At 36.6% G+C, this 20,399-nt stretch carries 26 protein-coding genes and 1 pseudogene; 22 read left to right on the top strand and 5 right to left on the bottom strand.

What is annotated here, in order from left to right:
- Positions 1-36 precede the first annotated feature (36 nt).
- Positions 37-351 carry a thioredoxin gene (gene trxA / locus CBG10_RS02690; RefSeq protein WP_003666692.1) on the top strand — a complete coding sequence of 105 codons (315 nt, stop codon included), beginning with the start codon at positions 37-39 and terminating at the stop codon, positions 349-351.
- 54 nt (positions 352-405) lie between these two features.
- On the opposite strand, the gene CBG10_RS02685 is transcribed toward trxA, so the two are convergent.
- The gene (locus CBG10_RS02685) at positions 406-960 is read right to left on the bottom strand and encodes a YslB family protein (protein ID WP_225360017.1); all 555 of its coding nucleotides are present in this window, start codon (positions 958-960) and stop codon (positions 406-408) included.
- A gap of 154 nt (positions 961-1,114) precedes the next feature.
- On the opposite strand from CBG10_RS02685, the gene murI reads away from it, so the two are divergent.
- The 4 genes from murI to cbpB are packed head-to-tail and all read left to right on the top strand — an operon-like array spanning position 1,115 to position 3,495.
- Entirely contained in the window at positions 1,115-1,918 is an 804-nt protein-coding gene (gene murI, locus CBG10_RS02680; protein ID WP_094511583.1) for a glutamate racemase, read from the top strand.
- A gap of 1 nt (position 1,919) precedes the next feature.
- Positions 1,920-2,507: an XTP/dITP diphosphatase gene (locus CBG10_RS02675; RefSeq protein WP_019252380.1), complete on the top strand. Its 588-nt coding sequence runs from the start codon at positions 1,920-1,922 to the stop codon at positions 2,505-2,507.
- Positions 2,508-2,512: 5 nt separating this feature from the next.
- Entirely contained in the window at positions 2,513-3,037 is a 525-nt protein-coding gene (locus CBG10_RS02670; protein WP_094511581.1) for a metallophosphoesterase family protein, read from the top strand.
- Positions 3,038-3,051: 14 nt separating this feature from the next.
- Positions 3,052-3,495 carry a cyclic-di-AMP-binding protein CbpB gene (gene cbpB / locus CBG10_RS02665; protein ID WP_003666697.1) on the top strand — a complete coding sequence of 148 codons (444 nt, stop codon included), beginning with the start codon at positions 3,052-3,054 and terminating at the stop codon, positions 3,493-3,495.
- A gap of 107 nt (positions 3,496-3,602) precedes the next feature.
- On the opposite strand, the gene CBG10_RS02660 is transcribed toward cbpB, so the two are convergent.
- Together CBG10_RS02660 and CBG10_RS02655 are read right to left on the bottom strand one after the other, a co-directional pair.
- Positions 3,603-4,439 (bottom strand): HAD-IIB family hydrolase, encoded by an 837-nt coding sequence (locus tag CBG10_RS02660; protein WP_019252378.1) that lies wholly within the window; start codon positions 4,437-4,439, stop codon positions 3,603-3,605.
- Positions 4,429-5,304, bottom strand: coding sequence for a mechanosensitive ion channel family protein (locus CBG10_RS02655; RefSeq protein WP_094508206.1), 876 nt, complete (start codon positions 5,302-5,304; stop codon positions 4,429-4,431). Before CBG10_RS02655 ends, CBG10_RS02660 begins: the two co-directional genes overlap by 11 nt.
- Before the next feature lie 142 nt (positions 5,305-5,446).
- Between CBG10_RS02655 and CBG10_RS02650 the strand changes: the two genes are divergently transcribed.
- The gene (locus CBG10_RS02650) at positions 5,447-5,887 is read left to right on the top strand and encodes a DUF948 domain-containing protein (protein ID WP_003666701.1); all 441 of its coding nucleotides are present in this window, start codon (positions 5,447-5,449) and stop codon (positions 5,885-5,887) included.
- The gene (locus tag CBG10_RS02645) at positions 5,880-6,338 is read left to right on the top strand and encodes a hypothetical protein (protein WP_094511579.1); all 459 of its coding nucleotides are present in this window, start codon (positions 5,880-5,882) and stop codon (positions 6,336-6,338) included. The genes CBG10_RS02650 and CBG10_RS02645 overlap by 8 nt, the downstream gene beginning before the upstream one ends.
- A 39-nt stretch (positions 6,339-6,377) precedes the next feature.
- Here CBG10_RS02645 and CBG10_RS02640 read toward each other — a convergent pair whose 3' ends face one another.
- Positions 6,378-7,478 (bottom strand): M24 family metallopeptidase, encoded by a 1,101-nt coding sequence (locus CBG10_RS02640; protein WP_094508212.1) that lies wholly within the window; start codon positions 7,476-7,478, stop codon positions 6,378-6,380.
- A gap of 160 nt (positions 7,479-7,638) precedes the next feature.
- On the opposite strand from CBG10_RS02640, the gene ccpA reads away from it, so the two are divergent.
- From ccpA to CBG10_RS02565, 15 genes and pseudogenes are all read left to right on the top strand, one after another.
- On the top strand, positions 7,639-8,649 hold the full coding sequence (gene ccpA, locus CBG10_RS02635; protein ID WP_003666707.1) for a catabolite control protein A: 1,011 nt from the start codon (positions 7,639-7,641) through the stop codon (positions 8,647-8,649).
- Between the two features lie 13 nt (positions 8,650-8,662).
- Positions 8,663-9,508: a hypothetical protein gene (locus CBG10_RS02630; RefSeq protein WP_094501792.1), complete on the top strand. Its 846-nt coding sequence runs from the start codon at positions 8,663-8,665 to the stop codon at positions 9,506-9,508.
- A 74-nt stretch (positions 9,509-9,582) separates the two neighbouring features.
- Entirely contained in the window at positions 9,583-10,329 is a 747-nt protein-coding gene (locus tag CBG10_RS02625) for a YebC/PmpR family DNA-binding transcriptional regulator (RefSeq protein ID WP_019252372.1), read from the top strand.
- Between the two features lie 118 nt (positions 10,330-10,447).
- Complete coding sequence (comGA, locus tag CBG10_RS02620; RefSeq protein WP_019252371.1) at positions 10,448-11,425, top strand: competence type IV pilus ATPase ComGA; 978 nt, start codon at positions 10,448-10,450, stop codon at positions 11,423-11,425.
- The gene (locus CBG10_RS02615; RefSeq protein WP_094511577.1) at positions 11,343-12,413 is read left to right on the top strand and encodes a type II secretion system F family protein; all 1,071 of its coding nucleotides are present in this window, start codon (positions 11,343-11,345) and stop codon (positions 12,411-12,413) included. Before comGA ends, CBG10_RS02615 begins: the two co-directional genes overlap by 83 nt.
- On the top strand, positions 12,413-12,724 hold the full coding sequence (gene comGC / locus CBG10_RS02610; RefSeq protein ID WP_003666716.1) for a competence type IV pilus major pilin ComGC: 312 nt from the start codon (positions 12,413-12,415) through the stop codon (positions 12,722-12,724). The genes CBG10_RS02615 and comGC overlap by 1 nt, the downstream gene beginning before the upstream one ends.
- Complete coding sequence (locus CBG10_RS02605) at positions 12,721-13,155, top strand: hypothetical protein (RefSeq protein ID WP_019252368.1); 435 nt, start codon at positions 12,721-12,723, stop codon at positions 13,153-13,155. The genes comGC and CBG10_RS02605 overlap by 4 nt, the downstream gene beginning before the upstream one ends.
- Positions 13,142-13,432, top strand: a complete 291-nt coding sequence (locus tag CBG10_RS02600; protein ID WP_094501798.1) for a hypothetical protein — start codon at positions 13,142-13,144, stop codon at positions 13,430-13,432. The genes CBG10_RS02605 and CBG10_RS02600 overlap by 14 nt, the downstream gene beginning before the upstream one ends.
- A gap of 107 nt (positions 13,433-13,539) precedes the next feature.
- Positions 13,540-13,860 carry a ComGF family competence protein gene (locus CBG10_RS02595; RefSeq protein ID WP_225359224.1) on the top strand — a complete coding sequence of 107 codons (321 nt, stop codon included), beginning with the start codon at positions 13,540-13,542 and terminating at the stop codon, positions 13,858-13,860.
- A 237-nt stretch (positions 13,861-14,097) separates the two neighbouring features.
- The gene (locus CBG10_RS02590; RefSeq protein WP_405076817.1) at positions 14,098-15,108 is read left to right on the top strand and encodes a class I SAM-dependent methyltransferase; all 1,011 of its coding nucleotides are present in this window, start codon (positions 14,098-14,100) and stop codon (positions 15,106-15,108) included.
- Between the two features lie 13 nt (positions 15,109-15,121).
- Complete coding sequence (locus CBG10_RS02585; protein ID WP_094511574.1) at positions 15,122-16,318, top strand: acetate/propionate family kinase; 1,197 nt, start codon at positions 15,122-15,124, stop codon at positions 16,316-16,318.
- Positions 16,319-16,432: 114 nt separating this feature from the next.
- Positions 16,433-17,028 (top strand): annotated as a pseudogene (locus CBG10_RS02580) (metallophosphatase).
- A gap of 20 nt (positions 17,029-17,048) precedes the next feature.
- Entirely contained in the window at positions 17,049-17,594 is a 546-nt protein-coding gene (locus CBG10_RS02575; protein WP_003666729.1) for a YutD family protein, read from the top strand.
- 8 nt (positions 17,595-17,602) lie between these two features.
- Positions 17,603-18,373, top strand: a complete 771-nt coding sequence (locus CBG10_RS02570) for a TIGR01457 family HAD-type hydrolase (RefSeq protein ID WP_094511572.1) — start codon at positions 17,603-17,605, stop codon at positions 18,371-18,373.
- The gene (locus CBG10_RS02565; protein ID WP_094511571.1) at positions 18,357-19,010 is read left to right on the top strand and encodes a TIGR01906 family membrane protein; all 654 of its coding nucleotides are present in this window, start codon (positions 18,357-18,359) and stop codon (positions 19,008-19,010) included. The genes CBG10_RS02570 and CBG10_RS02565 overlap by 17 nt, the downstream gene beginning before the upstream one ends.
- Here the strand turns inward: CBG10_RS02565 and CBG10_RS02560 are convergent.
- On the bottom strand, positions 18,978-19,625 hold the full coding sequence (locus CBG10_RS02560) for a VTT domain-containing protein (RefSeq protein ID WP_013923980.1): 648 nt from the start codon (positions 19,623-19,625) through the stop codon (positions 18,978-18,980). The two genes, CBG10_RS02565 and CBG10_RS02560, sit on opposite strands and share 33 nt — an antisense overlap.
- Positions 19,626-20,399: the final 774 nt, after the last annotated feature.

The raw sequence follows: 20,399 nt of genomic DNA, 5'->3' as shown, positions 1-20,399 counted from the left end.
AGAATAGCGTTAAGAAAAACAAAGGAGGAATTGAAGATGGCTGTAAACGTAACTACAGATCAAACTTTTGAACAAGATACTGCAACTGGTGTCGATTTAATTGATTTTTGGGCAACTTGGTGTGGTCCCTGTCGGATGCAATCACCAGTAGTCGATGCACTATCTGATAAGATGCCCGATATTAAATTCTTTAAGATGGATGTTGACCAAAATCCAGAAACTGCACAAAAATTCCGGATTATGAGTATCCCTACATTAATGGTTAAGAAAGATGGTAAGGTAGTAGACCAAATCATTGGTTACCATAGTGAAGATCAATTAAAGCAAATCTTACAACAATATGTTGATTAGAAAAAAGCTGGAGAAAAACTTTTTGTTTTCTTCCAGCTTTTTCGTATTTTAAACTTATTTTTTATCTTTTTTTCGTCGCTTTAGTAGTGAATGACGAGTTTCTTTTTTTGGGGCGTCTTCTTTTTCGTCAGGGCGATCAACAGTGATGAATGTTACCATTTCGGATCGTTCATTATCAGCTGAACTTTGTGGATCATTTTGAATCAAAATATCAACATAATCACGGTGCCGGTCAAAAATCTTTGCCTCTGCAACCGTTCCAAGTTGAAACTCTACTTCTTGAGCAAGAAAACCACACTCTAACCCAAAGGAGGTTTCCTCTTCGTCTCTGTGAATCCGTTCCTTTACAATTACCCCTGATAACCGCCACACTTGAGAAGTATTGCTTTTTTTACGTAAAGCTAAACGGCCAAAGCCAAGTTGATTAGTGAGATAGACTAGATCCTCGGCTGTAGCAACAGGATATACTCGAGCGAGATCTTTACCAATCCAATATAGCATCTCATCGGTTTCTTTGCCTAGGATGGCTGGTAAAATCACGTCGCGCATTGTTCCAGCCCCTAGTCCTTGATGACCGGCTATTAACTGATTATATAATTTCTGACTCATATCCACTCGCTCCTTTTTAACAATCATTATTATTATACTTAAATTTCAAGATCTTAATAGGGTTAAACTTGAAAAACTTGCAAAATCTTATGGAGAAACGGATAATATAGTTTCAAGGTTTTAAACGTTTTAATGAATTAACGAGGTGAAGAGAATGGATAAACGACCAATCGGGGTTATGGATTCAGGGTTAGGCGGCCTATCTGTAATTCGTGTACTTCGTGAACAAATGCCCCAAGAATCTGTAATTTTTGTGGGGGACCAAGGGCATTTTCCATATGGAACTAAGACAAAAGAACAGATTCAGCAATTAGCATTACGCATTGGAAAATTCTTGTTAGAACAAGATGTAAAAATGATGATAATTGCATGTAATACCGCGACTGCAGCAGCTCTTCAACTTCTTCAAAACGAATTACCAATTCCAGTAATTGGAGTAATTGAACCAGGAGCCATGGCTGCTACCCAACATCATTATAAAAGAATTGGGGTAATTGGTACCGAATCTACTATTAAAAATGGCGCCTATGCTAAAACATTGGCTAAACTTAATCCTACTCTAAGTGTTATCAGTTCTCCCGCACAGCCACTTGTCTCAATTGTTGAACACGGGCAAACAGGAACAAGTGAGGCACAAAAAGCTGTTGATACTGAATTAGAAGTATTTGATAATAAATCGATTGAAGCTTTGATCCTGGGATGTACCCATTTTCCATTTTTGCAAAAAGAAATTCATAATAAGTTAGGATCTAACGTTCAGTTAATCGATCCTGCATTTGAGACAATCAGACAGGCAAAGGAATTGTTAACTAGTGAAAATCAATTGAGTGATAATTTAACGTCAAGTATCAACCTTTATTCAACGGGAGATGTTAAAGACTTAGTTGCTGGTGCACAAAAATGGTTACCAAATGGCTACAGCAAGTGTGCACATATTGAATTAAACGAGGAAGGTTAAAATGAAAACAATCGTAATTGCAACAAAGAATGCCGGAAAAGCGCGTGAATATCAAGAGATGCTTGCTCCCCTAGGAATTCAAGTAAAAACATTAGCCGATTTTGCACCAATAGCAATTGACGAAAACGGTGAAACATTTGAAGAAAATGCAACGATTAAAGCCACTATCGCTGCTAATCAGCTTCACTTACCAGTGATGGCAGATGATTCGGGCTTAATGGTTGATGCTCTTGGGGGTGCTCCAGGTGTACGCTCAGCAAGGTATGCTGGTGATCATGACGATGCTGCTAATAATGCTAAACTCTTATCGGCATTAAATGGGGTACCTGATGAAAAAAGGACTGCTCACTTCCATACTACCATCGTCGGGATTAAGCCTGATGGGACCAAATTAGTTGCTAATGGCCGAGTTGATGGTCATATTCTTCATCAACTCACGGGAGAAAACGGTTTTGGTTATGACCCGCTTTTTTATGTCGATGAATTAGGCAAATCAATGGCCCAGTTAACTGCAGATCAAAAAAATCAAATTAGTCATCGTGGACGAGCATTACGGTCGTTTATGAAGCAATTTAATGATTGGTGGTAATAAAAATGAAAATACTAGTTGTAAGTGATAACCATCGAGAAGAACAAATTTTGACTGAGATTGTTCAAAAAATGAGAGATCAGGTTGACTTAATGATTCACTGTGGGGATTCAGAATTAGCTCCTGACCAAGACCCAATGAGCAATTTTAAAGCAGTGAAGGGGAACAATGATTATGGCTTGTTATACCCTAATGAGTTAGTAATTAATACTGGTCAAGAGCAGCTCTATATTACTCATGGTCATTTACAACGGGTCAATTTTTCCCTTACCCCTCTGATGCTCACCGGCCAAGAAAAGAATGCCTCGATTGTGTGTTATGGGCATACTCATCAGTTAGGAGCCGTTTACGATCATCAAATGCTAATAATTAATCCTGGGAGCATCAGTTTTCCTCGTGGTGAATATGCTAAACTTGGGGGAACTTTTGCAATTATTGATGCGCAGCCTGAGCGGTTTATTGTTGATTATTATAACCGTCAGATGGAAGCTATTCCTGAATTACATTGTGAATTCAGTCGTCAGAAATAAAGGAGTGTATTTTTGTGATTGATCAGCGTTTGCAAACTTTATTGCTAAAAAACAAGCAGAAGTTTATGATCCCTGCCAGTTTAGTTGCGACGGTAAACCAAAGTAATAGTTTAGATCATGCATTCTTAGTTCTTACTAAGGATCGTTACGCTAAAATTATTGTGATTGACAATAAAAACCATTATTGCGGTCAGATTTCTTTGGCAATGATTACTGACCAATTATTGGAGACAAAACGGATCAATGTGGAACGCTTAAATGAATTAAAGGTCAGGGATGTGATGCAAACCGATGCGCCAGTTATCCAAGATCCAACTGATATTGAAGAAAATTTACACCTTTTAATTGACCAGTCGTTTTTGCCAGTGGTAGACGATCATAATTACTTTTGCGGAATTGTGACGCGCCGAGAAGTTTTAAAGGCGGTCAATTATACAGTGCATACTTTTGGAAAATAAAAAAGGAACCGGGACATAAGTCAGGTAGCTTTCATAAAAACGAATAGCGCAATACAGCAATAGGCCTCCAGCGCCCGGTAAAACCGAACGTTGGAGGCCTATTCTTTTTATCGTTCATTTTTAATTAACTGGTTAATAGTTTGTAAGACGCCATCATGATTATTATCAATTGTTGTGGTGTGGGCGGCTTGCATTTGAATAATCGGTTGTGCATTCTGCATTGCGTAACTTTGACTGGTCATTGCTAACATCCCGAGGTCATTTTCATTGTCACCAAACGTAACAATTTCATTTGCTTTTAAATTAAAGTGGGACTGCAAAAGGCTAAGGGCGTTTTGTTTAGTCGCAGCAGCATTCCCAATTAAGTCAGTATTAAAGCCCGAATTTTCCATGATTAAAGATGGCGGTAAGTAACCATCTAAGGTTGTTGCAACCTTTTTAAGATCTATATGATTAGCAAAATTAATCGATATCTTGGTAAAATCTTCAGTTGGCCGTTGAGTAAAAATCTGCCGGATGTCAGGAACGCACTCTACATTTTCATAAAATAGTTTCACAATATTGAAATCATGAGCACTCATCCCTTGATCGACATAAGATTTTTCACTAGTAGAGATTACTAATTGATTAATATCTTGCGGGCCATAGAAACGATCAAGAACATGAATAACTCGTGCTAAAGATTCCTGATTAATAGGAAAAGATTTAAATAATTTGCTTCCTAAATGAATAACTGAACCGTTTTGCGAAATAAATCCCATTTTAGCAGTGTAGTCTCTAAATTCTCGTTGCAACCGTGGAAAACTGGATCCACTAGCAGCGACAAAGTAAATATTATGACGTTCAAGTTGACGAAAGACCTTTGCGAAGAGAGAATGATTGTAAGTATGATCGTCTCGTAAAAAGGTCCCATCCATATCAGTAGCAATTAATTTAATACTCATTAGATGTTCCCTCCCAGGCAATTGGAATATTATTTATTCGCAGTTCTTTAAGATATGCCGCCAAAAAGCGACTAGCAACAGTTGATTGTTTTCCGCTGACTGCTGTTATCGTTACGCGAAAAACGAGCGCACCGTCTGGGGTAACAACTGGCCCCACAATGACTGGTTTTAACTGTAGTGCTTTTGTTTGTGGTACTAGTTTTTTATTAACTTGCGTAACAATTTCTTCTACTTTGCTAAGAGGGGTCTTCGAAGTAATCCGAATATCAACGTTGCTAACCATATTATTTCGTGAAAGATTTTGAACAATAGTAATATTACGGTTAGGAATAAAATTAAGTGTCCCATCGGAACTAGTAACTTGTGTGGTACGAATTCCAAGTGCAGTTACTGTTCCTTTGATTTGACCGATTTGGACAGTGTCGCCAACGTCTAATTGTTGCTCAAGGAGGATGAAAAATCCAGTTACAATATCACTAACAAGGCTTTGCGCACCAAGCCCCAACGCTAAACTAAAGATTCCGGCTCCGGCAATCAGTGTCCCTACTGGAACGCCAATTTCTGATAGTATGGCGTATAATAAGAAAAAATAACAAGTATAACGATAAATATTTAAGACAAGGGCTTTTACCGTTGCCATCCGATTGCTATTTTTTAGTACATTGTATTTTTTTGATTCTTGAAAAAGATGGACAATGATAACTCGTCCTACCCATAAAAGTATTAAAAATAAGACAAACGTAACGATAATTAAAAGAAATTTACTTAAAAGCTGTTGTGAAATTTCGTGCCAAGATAAATCTGTAAAAGCTTTTTTTAATTGTTCCATTTGTTTTGATGTAAGTGAAGTGGCACCAGTAATCATAATAACCTCCTAAAAAATACTAATAAATATTTTAACAGGGAAGACAAGCTTCTGTCGACTACACTAGATTATCGTTTTTATTTGTTTTATGATATTCTTAGTATTGAATAAGTATTTTAAAAACTAAAGGAGGGATTATCAGATGACTTTTGGCCAGTTGGCAGGGTTAATTGCGGCAATCGCATTCCTAATTTTAGTCATTTTTGCATGTATCCTGTTGAATCAATTGAGTAAGACAATGAAAGAAACAAATAAAAGTATTACAACTTTAACGCGGGATGTTCATTATCTTAGCCAAGAAATGGAGGACGTGCTAAGTAACACGAATACATTGTTAGACGATATTAACCACAAATCAGAACAATTAGATCCGGCGGTTAAAGCAGTTGCAGATGTAAGTCAGAGTGTTTCAGAAGTGAATGCCTCACTTCAAGAAATGGTCGAGAAAGCCCGGTTGCACCGCGAGAAGCGACAATTTGACCGGAGTATTTTTAAGTTTGCAGGAAAGACGCTTGTTTTAGATGCTTTCAACAAATTTAGACAGCATCGGAAGCAAAAGAAAGGAATGACAAATAATGAGTAAAAAGTTACTTGCTGGGATATTATTAGGTGGAGCTGCAACATATGCTGCATGGAAGAAAATGGCACCAGCTAAAAAAGAAGCATTGAAAGAAAGCGTTGATGAAAAGATTAATAAAGTTGCTGATTATGTGACTGATTACACTTTAGACGCATTAGATATTGTTGATGATCTTATGAATGATTCTAACTTGAACGATAAGGTGAGTGGCGCTGCGGATGCTGTTAATAATGTTAAGGGTAAGGTAAAAGATAGCGCCAATAAAGTAGTTAATCGTATGACTAATGATAACTTTGATAAGCAAACTGCTGATATTCGTGAGGAATTAGCGAAGAATAAAGAAGCAGATGAAGATAATAACGATATTATTATCGATGCTACTAGTGATCAAAAGCCAGCACCTACTGAAGACGATGAAGCAGATCAAGATGACGCTAAGACAGCCGATAAATAAGTAAATAAAAAAGCTGAGAGATTTCTCAGCTTTTTTATTTTAATGAGGGAAAGTTAGTAATTCTTTAGTTGTATGCGTAAATGGTTCGCAACCATCTTCTGTAATATGAACACAGTCTTCAATTCGGACGCCGGCAAAACCTGGAATATAAATGCCAGGTTCAATGGAGAAGCACATTCCAGGTTCAAGAACTAGCTGATTTCCTTCCATGATTGATGGAAATTCGTGTTCACTGCTACCCATTCCGTGCCCGAGACGGTGAATAAAGTATTCTCCATAACCGGCTGCAGTAATAATATCACGAGCGATCTTATCTAATTCTTCAGCAGTCATTCCCGGCTTCGCAGCATCTTGAGCAGCCAATTGAGCCTCTAAACATACTTTGTAGATGCCTTTTTGTTTGTCATTTAACTTTCCGACAGCTACTGTTCGGGAAGCATCGCTAATATAGCCATCAACAATTGTTCCTAAGTCAAAGAGGACGAGCTGATTATTTTGGATCTTATTACTGGAGGTAGCTCCATGAGGTTCGGCAGCATGAGGACCTGCTTGAACTAGCGTATCAAAACTCATTTTATTAATCCCATGTTGTTTAAGAGCGTATTCTAAATCGGCAGCAACTTCTTGTTCTGTTTTACCAATTTGAATTGATTCGAATCCTACTTTAAAAGCAAAATCAGCCCATTTTCCTGCTTCATTTAACTTAGCGATCTCATCATCACTTTTAATCATTCGCATTTTTGCTATCAAAGGAGAGAGATCAGTATTAAAATGGGCATTGGGGAGGACTTCTTCTAAAGCACGAAGACGGTCGACAGTTAGTGATTCTCCCTCAATTCCCCAGTTAATTGGTGAGCCAGCGTGATTTTTGATATGTTCAGCAATAAGTTTAAAAGGTTTTTCGTGATCTAAGTACCCATATACCGGATATTTCCAACCAGTATCTTTTATTGCTTCTACTTCAAGAGCCGGCGCAAATAAAAATGGTTCACTGTCGGCAAAAAGGACTAGTGCCAATACTCGTTCTACTGGATCACTATAGAAACCAGTTAGGTAATTAATGGTCATCGGATCACTAATATAAGCAGCATCTAATCCTTTTTCAGTAAGAGCACTTTGTAGTTGATTAAGTTTTGTCACTGCATTCACTTCCTAAAAAAGATTGCGAATATTATAACATATTGTTATGAAAGTAAAAAAATAATGAAGAACGTTTGCTAATTAAAACTAAATCTGCTATATTAACTAGGTTATGAAAAAATATGAAAACAGATTATACCAATAAAGAAAGGGCTATCTTATGGAAAAACAATCAGTAACAATTTATACGGTTGCCCGAGAAGCTCGTGTCTCAATGGCCACTGTTTCACGGGTAGTAAATGGCAATCCAAATGTAAAGCCAGAAACTAGACAAAAGGTTTTAGATGTAATTAAGCAGCTTAATTATCGTCCTAATGCAGTTGCACGGGGGTTAGCTTCTAAAAAGACAACGACTGTCGGGGTAGTTATTCCTAATATAACTGATCCGTACTTTGCGGAATTAGCACTGGGAATTGATGATGTTGCTTCAATGTATAAGTACAATATCATTTTAACTAATTCTGATTCTGATGATGAAAAGATCCTAAAAGTGGTACGGAGCCTGCTTGCTAAACAGGTTGATGGACTCATCTTTATGGGTCATGATGTTTCTGATGATTTACGAAATGAATTTGAAAGCACAAATACACCAGTTGTAGTAGCTGGTTCTGTTGTTAATGATGAGGTTTTACCAAGTGTTCGGATTAACTACCAAGCAGCCGCTAAGGAAGCGACAGAATTCCTGTTAAAGCATGGTGATCAACAAGTTGCCTATATTACTGGTCCACTAAGATACTCAATTAATGGTGAGGACCGGCTCAATGGATATAAAGAAGCATTGGCAAATAATAATGTGGCATTTAATGAGTCATTAGTAATTGAAACGGACGGGTCTTATCAAGCAGGATATGCAAAGGCACAAGAAGTTATCGAAAAGGGCTTAAAGGCTGCTTATGTAACAGATGATAGTTTAGCTGCGGGGCTCTTAAATGGGCTTACGGATGCTGGTATTAGCGTTCCAGCTGATTTTGAACTAATTTCTTCCAATGACACTAATTATACAAAGGTTGTCCGGCCAACAATCACTTCGATCACTCAACCCCTTTATGATCTTGGTGCTATTTCAATGCGGTTGTTGACAAAATTAATGGATGGCGATGACAGCAATGATGATGAAAAGAATGTTATTTTAGATCATGGCTTTGTTGAACGCCAATCAACTCGTAAGTAGGTTGTGATGTGTTGTGACAACTCGAAGTGAATTACGAGCACAACGGCAAGAAAAAGTTGAGAAGCCAATAGAAGAAACACCGAAAAAGCATCATTTTTTATACTGCTTATGGGGGATTATTTGTGTGACTTTACTTGGGCTAGCATTATTGGTTAATTCGACACTCTTAAATGTTAACTTTGTAAAAGAAGAAGTTACGAGTTCGTCACTTGAGTCGGTTATGCTAAGTCAGGTTAACAGTGGTCTAACTCAGTATGGAATTTCAACTTCTGTCTTAAAGAAAAGTGATACTGATAAGCTAATTAACCAGGCAATTGAGCAGATATATGCAGGTGAAAAAATCAACCTTGATCTATCGTCAGTAGTTAATAGTGTGAATTCATCTGTAAATTCTCAGTTAGCTCAATATGGTTTGTCAACTTCCATGTTACCAGCAGGCAGTTCTTCAGCAATTGCTGGTAACATTAATTCGATGGTTAACATTCAATTAAATACTCCCGAAGTTGCACAGTTAATTAATGGAATTAAAATTGCTAAAACGGTTGTTAATATTATTTTAGTGATTTCAATTATCAGCCTCGTTATATTGATTCTTAAGGGATTATGGCAGCATCACTTAATTGGTAGTTTTAGGTGGATTTGTCTGTGGGGAACTGTTTTATATACAGGAATCGTTATGACTATTCATGCGATTGCCCTTCAAATGGGAGCAGGACAACCAGACATAAGCCCCTTTATTTCCCAGGTTGCCAATGATTTTCAGCAGACTGGATTTCATGGTTCAATGATGCTGATTGTCATTAGTATTGTGTTATTTATTCTGCAATTTGTAAAACGAAAATGGCAACCTCGCCAATAACCTTGAATTAACGATGAATATTTGCTAAAATTTATCTGTTTGTATTACATTAATAAAGAAAAGAGGAGTCAGTAATGTCAGGACATTCAAAATGGCATAACATTCAGGGACGTAAGAACGCCCAAGATGCTAAGCGTGGTAAGATTTTCCAAAAGATTTCACGTGACTTGTACCAAGCAGCTAAAGCAGGTGATCCTGATCCAGCGAACAACGCTCAATTACGGCTTGTAATCGATAAGGCACACGCGGCCAACATGCCTAAGAAAAATATTGACCGTGCTATTGCTAAAGCTTCAGGTATTGGTGGAGCTAAGTTCGAAGAAGTTACTTATGAAGGTTATGGACCAGGTGGGGTAGCAGTAATGGTTTCTGCTCTTACTGATAACAAGAACCGGACTGCATCTGCTGTTCGTTCAGCATTTAGTCACTCTGGCGGTTCATTAGGTGCTAGCGGATCAGTTTCATACATGTTCGACCGTAAAGGATTAATCGAAATTCTTCGTGATGACCTTGATAAGAGCGAAGATGATATGTTAATGGATGCTTTAGATGCTGGAGCTGAAGATATGAAGGCAACTGAAGAAAAGTTCCAAATCTTCACTGACCCAAGTAGCATGACAGATGTTCGTGATGCTCTTCAAGAACAAGGCTACGAATTAGATACTGCTGAAGTTACCATGATCCCTCAAAACCGGACAGAGGTACCTGCAGATAAGGCAAAGCAATACCGTCATTTGATTGATGAATTAACAGAAAACGATGATGTTGCTGATATTTACGAAACTGGTATTTTACCAGACGAAGCTGACGATGAAGAATAATTCAATCGTTGTTATTAAGAGGTTAAAAAGCGTTTTGCTTTTTAACCTCTTTTTTGTTTTAAATTTTTTAGTGCATTTTTAGAATTTATCCGTATTTAAATAATAGGGAGGTTAAAATATGCCGAGTTTTGAAGAAGAATTAGTTGGAGTGATTCGCAAACAACCAAGTGACCTATATATCTTACCTCATGATAGGTATTATCAGTTATCCTTAGCGATAAAGGGAACTCTATTTCCTTTTAAACAGGTTACGCGTGACTATGGTCAACGTTTTATCTCATACTTAAAATATTGCGCTGATATGGCAGTTAGCGAGCATCGACGACCCCAGTTAGGCGCTTTTAAATTTACTTATGCTCACCAAAAGATCAATTTACGCTTATCAAGTGTTGGTGATTATCAAGGGAGGGAATCATTAGTTATTCGCTTTATATATCCTCTTAATGATATTAGTTTTAATTTTTTAGTTCCTCATCAGTGGAATACATTACAGGAATATCGTCAGCAACGCGGTTTAATTCTTTTTGCCGGGCCAATGGGGGCTGGTAAAACAACTACCATGTATCAGCTTGCACGACAGTTATTGCCGAAACAAGTTGTATTAACAATTGAAGATCCCGTAGAAATTGATCATCCAGGATTTATTCAATTACAAGTAAATGAATTAGCAGGGATGGACTATGAAAGCTTATTAAAATTGGGATTACGTCATCGGCCAGATGTATTTATTATTGGAGAAATTCGTGATTCACAGACAGCGGCTATGTCTGTTCAAGCTGCATTAAGTGGTCACTTAGTTCTGGGAACTATCCATGCTCGAAATGCTTATGGGGTTGTTTCCCGTCTTCAACAATTAGGAATAGATTCTTATTATCTTCAACAGGTATTAACAGCAGTATCTTACCAGCGTTTAATTCCATTAGTGAATGGACAACAAGCCGTCTTATGTGACCTGTTAAATCGGCACCAATTTAGTGATTTGTTTAGTGGCACCAAGAAAGGAGAAATGTCTGATGAATGGGCAAAAGATCTTCAGCAGGCAGTGGAAAATGGAAAGATTACAGAGAATACTGCACGTCAATACCAGCAAGGTTAAATTCAACCATCAGCAACAAGCAAATTTTTTTCTTTTATTAGCTGACTTGTTAAGTGTTGGCTTTTCTATCAGAGAAGCGCTTGGTTTTATCAAGACTGTCAAGCCGAAGCTAGGTCCTTGGGTTGTTTCCGTAGATAAACGAATGCAAAAGGGAGCGAGTTTTGCCCAGAGCCTACAACCAGAGGTGAAAGCCGATTTGTTTTATCAATTACTATTAGCAGAAAAACATGGTAATTTAACAAAAACATTGAGTGAGGTAGGAAAAATACTTGCAGCACGGGAGCATCAACGAAAAAAGTTATTTAATCTCCTACAATATCCACTAATTCTTTTAGGGATGTTAGGGGTGGTGATCGGTGGACTAATTTGGTTTGTCTTTCCAGAATTAAAGGCGTGGCAAGGAGAGAGGCAAACATTGCCGATGGTTCACATGATTACGTTAGGGGCAACTTATCTTTTTACTATTATCTTTATTAGCGCTGGAATTCAGTGGTTAAGATGGCATCATATGAACAAGGAACAACGGTTAATCAAGATCTGTACAATGCCGATAATCGGTAAATGTTACTGTTATTATTTTCAATATTATTTAACTAGTATATTAGGATCAATGCTGCAACAAGGATTGTCGTTGGCGGAGATTTGTAAAATTACGCAGAGCTTTGATAGAAAATCAATTCTTTACATTTTTAGTAACAAAATAATGACTACTATTCAACGTGACGGAGATATTTCAGAGGTGGTGGCGACTTATTCTTTCCTCCCTAATGAATTAATCGTTTTTATGAATAAGGGGGCGACACGGGAAAATATGGGACGAGACTTAATTGTTTTCGCAAATTTGAAATTTAAGACCCTCACAACTGCAATTGAGCATTTATTAATTTTTGTTCAACCTGTTATCTTTAGCGTTATTGCAATTATAATTGTTGGTTTATATCTTAGTATCTTATTACCAATTTATCATTCATTCCAAGGAGTTTATTAATGAAAGTATTAAAGAAGAAACAATCAGGATTTACCTTACTCGAAATGTCAATCGTTTTATTTATTATTAGCTTATTAGTATTGATTATGCTGCCCAATCTCTCTCAACAGCGAAAACATGCTAATAGTATCCATGGAAAAGCAATGACTTCTGTAATTCAGACCCAAATTGATGCGTATGAGAATGAAAATGGAACTGATAATGTCAGCTTAGAGGAATTGAATAAAGCCAATTATCTGACTGATGCGCAAGTTCAGCAGGCCCATCATGAAAAAATTGTAATTGTTGATGGAAAGGCAATTCAGCGATGAATCTTCAAGAAGAAGGGTTTACGTTTCTTGAAGCAATCATTGTTTTAGGGATAGCGGCCCTCCTTTTACTAATTACAATTCCAAATTTTACAAAGACGCGTCAAAAACTAGCTGAAGAACAATTTTGGCAATCATTGCGTCAAGATTGGCAGTGGGCGCAATTAAAGTGTGAGAGTAAACATCAATTTGTTGTAGTTCGCCACGACAAAAATAACGAAATGATTACTTTTCGTATAAATGATCAAACGAGAGAGACAAAAGAAATTCTTATTCCCGCGACACTGAATGTTGAGTGGTTTGGTGAACTTTATCTTACGCCAAATGGCTATACGCGCCCCTGTACCCAGCGTTTTAAATCATTAATCGATGGCCGCTATTACTACATGAAAATTCAATTAGGATGGGGAGGATACCGAATTGAGAAACGCTAAAGCAAAGGCATTTATGATGGCAGATAGTTTAATTAGTTTACTTGTTGTAGCAATGGGGATAAATTTATTTTTTATTTGCGAAAAACAATTGTGGTTACAAAATAGAAATCTTCAGCTAAAAATGGCCGCAACGAGGTTAGGGAAAGAGGCCAGTGATTTATATGCAGTTAAAAAGCAACCAGTTATTTTAAGACAGGGGGATTTAACCGCAAAAGCGACGGTCCAAAAGGTAATTGTTTATAAAAATGGTCAATGTCTTTGTCGGGTTGAAAAATGAAGAAGAGGGCCTTTACTTTAGTAGAAGCGACTTGTGCATTAATTATTTCTTCATTAGTGATTATCAATATAAGCTTAGTTACTACTAGCATGAGACAAGTAAGTAAAATGAATTTAGAATCAACGATCACTTGGCATTTGTTTTTACGGGAATTAGAATCGGTCAATCATCGTTTTGAATTAATGGAGGTTCGTGATAATTGGTTATTACTGTACAGTCAGACAACTGATCAAAAGTATGAATTAAGAGAAAATCATGCTCTATATCTAACGTGTCAGAATAAAGGTGGTTATATGCCATTGTTAGATAATATTAAGAATCATGAATACTCGTTTACGAAACTTGATTCCCAACGAGTATTGATTAAAGTGACAAGGAAGGATGGAAAGAAAGCAAGTGCAATTGTTAAGTTTTATCCACCAAAATAAAAAAGAGGGTTCTATTTTATTTGTAAGCATTGCAGTCCTGCTTATAATTAGTTCAGTTTTATTGTTTCAATATCGATATTATCAAAATTATCAGGAAATGGGACGAGACCTTTGTTCAATTTATATTGATAAAATAAAAGATAATCTAAGAGGTCAATGAGAGTGTTATCTTGAATTTGCTAGGAATAATAGTTAAACTAATAGGGTAATGATTGTATTATTTGGAGGCGACTAGCACTGACACAGAAAACACCACAGCAATTATTTGAGCTTTTTGATAAGGCCACTGAAATTTTACAAGCAGCGTTAAATTGTTCGTATTTAGATGCGCTATTAGAAAACGCAGAAAATATTATTGACAATAATACTGTTCGTGTTGATGACGGTGTCCCTGACGAAAAAACTGTAAATGAATTGCAGAAAATATACCAAGAATTAAATTTACAAAATGTGAAGCCAGAAATTATCCGGCAAATTATCCAGCTGAGTTTTTTGAAAGTAATTCGAAAAGACGCAATTCAGGCTAATCATCAAATGACTCCTGATACAATTGGCTTAATCATGGCTTTCTTAATCGAAAAGGTTACAAAAATCAAGGAGATTAAGACTATTTTTGATCCTGCCGTTGGGACAGCTAATTTATTAACGACTGTTATGAATCAGCTTAAAGTAAATGGAGATAAAGATATCGTTGGTTATGGAATAGATAATGACGAAGATATGTTGGAAGTTGCGAGCGTAAGTACAGAATTACAACACTTTAATGTAAAGTTGTACCATCAAGATGCTGTAACTGCTTTGGATATTCCTCAATGTGATTTAGCTATTTCTGATTTGCCAATTGGTTACTATCCGCTTGATGAAAACGCCAAAAACTATCAAACACGGGCTAAAGAGGGTCATTCATATGTTCACCATTTGTTGATAGAACAATCTATGAATTATCTTAAGCCCGGTGCATTTGGGGTATTCTTAGTGCCTAGTAGCTTGTTCCAAACTAAAGAATCACAATCATTTGTTAAATGGATTCAGTCTGTTGCCTATTTACAAGGACTTATCAATTTGCCAGCAGAACTTTTTGCTAATCCGAATGCGCAAAAATCAATTTTGTTATTGCAGCGCCAAGGTGGAGATAGCAAACAAGCAGTTAAAGTTTTGTTGGGTGAGTTTCCTTCATTTAAGGATAAAGCAAAATTTGCTTCATTCATGGATGATATCAGTAAATGGGTAACAACGAATTTACGTTAAAGGAGAAAAGTCAATGTCAAAAACAATTGCAGTTAACGCTGGTAGTTCAACACTTAAATTCAAATTATTTGATATGCCAAGTGAAGATGTAGTAGCTGAAGGTACGATTGAACGTATTGGTGAAAAGATGGGTCATGCTAAGATTAAATATGGTAATGGTCAAAAGCATGAAGAAGATAAGCCATTTGCTGATCATGCTGCCGCAGTTAATTACTTGTTAGATAAGTTAATTGAATTAAAGATTGTGGCAAGCTATGATGAAATCACAGCAGTAGGTCACCGAATCGTTGCTGGTGGGGAATTCTTTAAGGATTCAACAATTATTGATGATGATGTTATTAGCAAGATTGATGAATTGTCAGAATATGCTCCACTCCATGAGCCGGCAGAATTAGTTGGTATTAAAGCTTTCCGTAAAGTATTGCCTAATGCATTTGCGGTTGCTGTTTTTGATACATCGTTTCATGTTGATATGCCAGAAATGAATGCATTGTACAGTGTGCCTTATGATTGGTATAAGAAGTATGGCGCTCGTAAGTATGGTGCTCACGGTACCAGTCACCGTTACGTATCTGCACGTGCTGCGGAAATGTTAGGAAAGCCAGTTGAAGAACTTAAATTAATCACCATGCATATTGGAGCAGGTGCATCAATCACTGCCGTAAAGAATGGTAAGTCATTCGATACGTCAATGGGCTTTACGCCTGTTGCGGGAATAACAATGGCAACTCGTTCAGGGGATGTTGATCCATCCTTAATTGCTTTTATGCAGGGTAAACTAAACTTATCCTCAGATGAGATGATTGATATTTTGAACCATAAGTCTGGTTTACTTGGTATTTCTAGTATCTCACCAGATATGCGTGATATTCTTGCAGCTGCTGAAAAGGGTGACGACCGAGCACAACTTGCATTAGATATTTATGTTAACCGCATTGTCCGTTACATTGGAGCATACATTGCTGAGATGGGTGGCGCTGATGCCATTGTCTTCACTGCTGGTGTTGGTGAAAACAGTGTTCCAGTACGAAAGATGATCACAGATAAGCTTGACTACTTTGGTATTAAGATTGATCAAGAAAAGAACAATTGCCATGGTGTTGAACGTGACCTTTCCGCCAATGATGCAAAGATTAAGACGTTGTTAATTCCAACTAACGAAGAATTAATGATTGTTCGTGACATTGAACGCTTAAAGAAAAATAACTAAGCACTAAATAATTCGTCAAAAGATGACTAGTTGACAAGAAATGTTTGTCTCTAGTCTCTTTTTATTTTAGAATTTAAGATAACTATATTGCCTTTTTAAGAAAGAAGATTCTCTATGAAGTTTTGCACATCAGATACCCATTTTTTTCATGATAGTCTCCTTGGTACAAATCAATTTGCGCCAAGGCCGTTCAAGAATGTTAATGAGATGAACCAAATAATTATTGATAATTGGAACGATAAGGTTGGTGAAAATGATATTGTCTATCATTTAGGAGATATTGCTCTGTACTTTACTAAACCTCAACGAGATGCCTATCAAGCAATTCTTGAGTACATGGACACTTAATACTGATAAAAGGCAATCACGATAACCGGGACCTTTTTAAATATCTAGAAAATAATAACTATGAGTTTAACGGGCTTCCTAAATTTCAGTTTCATGATGTGGGAGTGCTATTAAAATATAATCACCGTCAATATTACTTAACTCATTATCCTCTTATGTTAGGAATAGCACCGCAAATTATTAACCTTCATGGCCATATTCACCATTATTCGGTGCCAATTAAAGAAAATATAAACGTGGGGGTGGATGCTCCTGAATTAGACTATCTTGAAAAGAGGCCTAAGTTTGGCGCCCCGCTGAATTTTCATGAAATAGAAGAAATCGTGACTAAGAAAACTATAAAGTACCCGGGACAAAAATAATCAAAAGAAGGTGGGAAAAGATGAATCGAGCTAAGATCCAAGATTATATTGATCAGCGTGAAGAGCAGCGTTCTTTAATCTATCATATTGAAGAAAAAGATCAGACACATTTTACCATTAATGGACATCCCTACGAATTAGTAAAGGATTACCGTGACGGTTTTAATTCAGAAAAATTCGCAGAACGGTTTAGTAGTGTCCTAAGTAAGTATGACTATATCGTTGGCGATTGGGGATATGACCAATTACGCTTAAAAGGTTTTTATGATGATGATAATCCCTTATTTGAACCAGAATTGGGCACTGATACGATTGAAGATTATTTATTTGAATATTGTAATTTTGGTTGTGCGTATTTTATTGTTCACAACGATGATGTTAGTATTCCACGGCAACATGGACACAGTCATCGTCAACGGCGAAAGAAAACTACGCCAATCATTCATGAACGGCGGCGACAAGTTAAGCAACCGAACGTGCGTCAACGGCAAAATCAGCGTGCAGAACGTGTAAAAAACGGTCATCGTCAAAAATTTGTGATTCATCAACGAAAAAAGAGGAGTTAAGGCAAACGATGAAAGATTATCAAGGATACTTTATTGATTTAGATGGGACTACTTATAAGGGGAAGGAACGGATTCCAGCAGCCGGAAGATTTATCAAACGACTACAAGAAACAGGGAAAGAGGTTCTATTTGTAACAAACAACAGTACCCGAACGCCAGATTTTGTCGCTGAAAACCTCCGTAAAAATCATGATATTAATGTTACCGCGGAAAACGTATATACAACAGCAATCGCAACCGCTGACTATTTACGGTCAATAGCACCAGCAAAAAGCAAGATTTATGTTATTGGTGAGTCGGGATTAAAGTTAGCTTTAGAAAAGCGTGGTTTTATCTTGACCGATGATCAACCTGAATATGTAGTTGTCGGCTTAGATACGAGTGTTACTTATGAAAAACTTGAAAAAGCAGTTTTGTTAATTCGAAGTGGCGCTAAATTTATCGGTACTAATGCTGATAGTAATCTGCCAAATGAGCGAGGGATGGTTCCAGGAGCAGGTTCGATTGTAAAGTTAGTAGAATATGCAACCCAAACGAAACCTGTGATGATTGGTAAACCAGAAGCCATAATTATGAAAATGGCACTTGAAAGAGTTCAATTACCTAAAGAGAAGGTAATTATGGTCGGCGATAACTATCACACTGATATTGAGGCAGCAATTAATGTCGGGATGGATAGTTTGTTAGTATATACTGGTTTATCGCGCCCAGAAGAAGTTATAAAAGAAAAAATTCAGCCAACGTATAAGGTGAATAATCTTGATGAATGGAAGATTTGAATTTATTCAATGGGGAAGAGCAATATTATTGACGCTACTTAGTTTAGTTGTTGCAATTAGTATTGCTCTTTTTATCGTTATTAACATCTCACCTTTTTTTATAACAATTCCTAAGCACCTTTTAGGATTATCTGCGGCTGAATTAATGGCTGATTATGGAAATGTTATTAAATATATCCAGCTTCCGACACAACGAGTCTTCAAACTAAGATATTTACCAATTGATCCTTCTGCAGTTCACCATTTTAAAGATGTAAAGCGTTTGATTTTATTAAATGAAGCTGTGATGTTGGCTTCAATTCCGTTGTTAGTATGTGGTTTAAAAAAACAAAAACGGCAAAATCAGCTCTGGCGCTTGATCTTACCGTTTCAGATGTTATTTATTTTGTTGCTCTTTAGTGGCTTTATGGGAATAACAAATTTCAATGCTTTCTTTATTAAATTCCATTATCTTTTCTTTAGCAATATGGATTGGCTATTTGATCCACGAACAACGCCAATCATATTACTGATGCCTGAAAAATTTTTTACAGTACTATTTGGATTATGGTTAGGATTTACATTGATAATCTTACTTTTGATCTGGGGATGGATAAAGCTTATGTTAAGCATCTTCTTTAACAAAGCGCGAACGTAATGCTCCAACAACGGCAGGAATTAACGTAACCACAATAATTGCAAGAATAATGACAGAGAAGTGTTCTTGAACGAACGGAAGATTACCGAAGAAGTAACCACATCCACAGCAAAGTGCTACCCAGATGACACAACCAATTACACTATAACGAATAAATTGCTTGTAGGGAAAACCAGAACCTGCTGCCGCAAATGGTGCAAATGTTCTAATGATCGGAATAAAACGGGCGAGAATAATAGCGGGCGCACCATGCTTTTCAAAGAAGGCTTCGGCACGTTCTAGACTATCTTTATCAATCAATTTACCAAAAAGTGAATGGTTAGAAAGACTTTTACCAATCTTATGACCAATTAAAAAGTTAAGGGAGTCCCCACCCAAACAGGCACATAAGAAGATGAAAATAAAAATCCAAATATTAAGATGATAACGAGGGTCAGCAGCTAGCGCACTTGCAGCAAAGAGAAGGGAATCTCCAGGTAGAAAGGGCATTATGACTGCACCAGTTTCGATAAAGATAATAGCAAATAAAATTAAATAGGTCGCATCACCGAATTGATTAACAATCTGAATTAAATGAACATCAATATGTAGTATAAAATCAATAAGAGTTGCCAAAGTAATTCTCCTTTGTGTAATTAAGATAATAATACTGTTAAAGTGTAGCAAGATAGAAAAATGTTGTGAAGAGGCGTTTAAAATTTTTAATATTTTTGAAAAAATATATTTATTAGTAAACATAACTTAATCGTGTGAGAATAGTTCATTCATTATTGATTGATAAAAGGATCATTACTCAATTTTGCAAAGGTTGAGTAACCTTTATTATCATAATAATAGTAAAGCAAATAAAAAATGAATAAAAAATCAAAAAAGTATTGACGAGGGAAGGAAATCCATGTATAGTAATTATCGTTGTCAAAGCAGTTAAGTGCTGCTAAGATGGTTTAACAAAAAAGTTAAAATAATTATTGACATCTGATTAACAACATGGTATATTAATAAAGTTGCTGATTGAGTTATCGATCAAAAGAAATTCAAAATTAATTAAAATTTCTTCTTGACAAGTTAATCTGATACATGTTATAATAATTATATTGATTGACTGCTTAGTTAGTTAACTGGTAGACCTTTGAAAACTGAACAAAGTTTCGACGAATCAAATGTGTAGGGTCTTCAATCACGATGTGATTTGAAGCAAAACATTTGCGAAGTCAATTCGCTTAATAACAAAGATAATTGAGAGCTATTCAAGTTCTTATATATTTTATATGAGAGTTTGATCCTGGCTCAGGATGAACGCCGGCGGTGTGCCTAATACATGCAAGTCGTACGCACTGGCCCAACTGATTGATGGTGCTTGCACCTGATTGACGTTGGGTTAGCAGTGAG

The organism is Limosilactobacillus reuteri (assembly GCF_002254085.1).
Taxonomy (GTDB): Bacteria; Bacillota; Bacilli; order Lactobacillales; family Lactobacillaceae; genus Limosilactobacillus; species Limosilactobacillus reuteri_K.
Note: the sequence above shows the minus strand (reverse complement) of the source record. Positions and strands in the feature narration are given on the sequence as shown.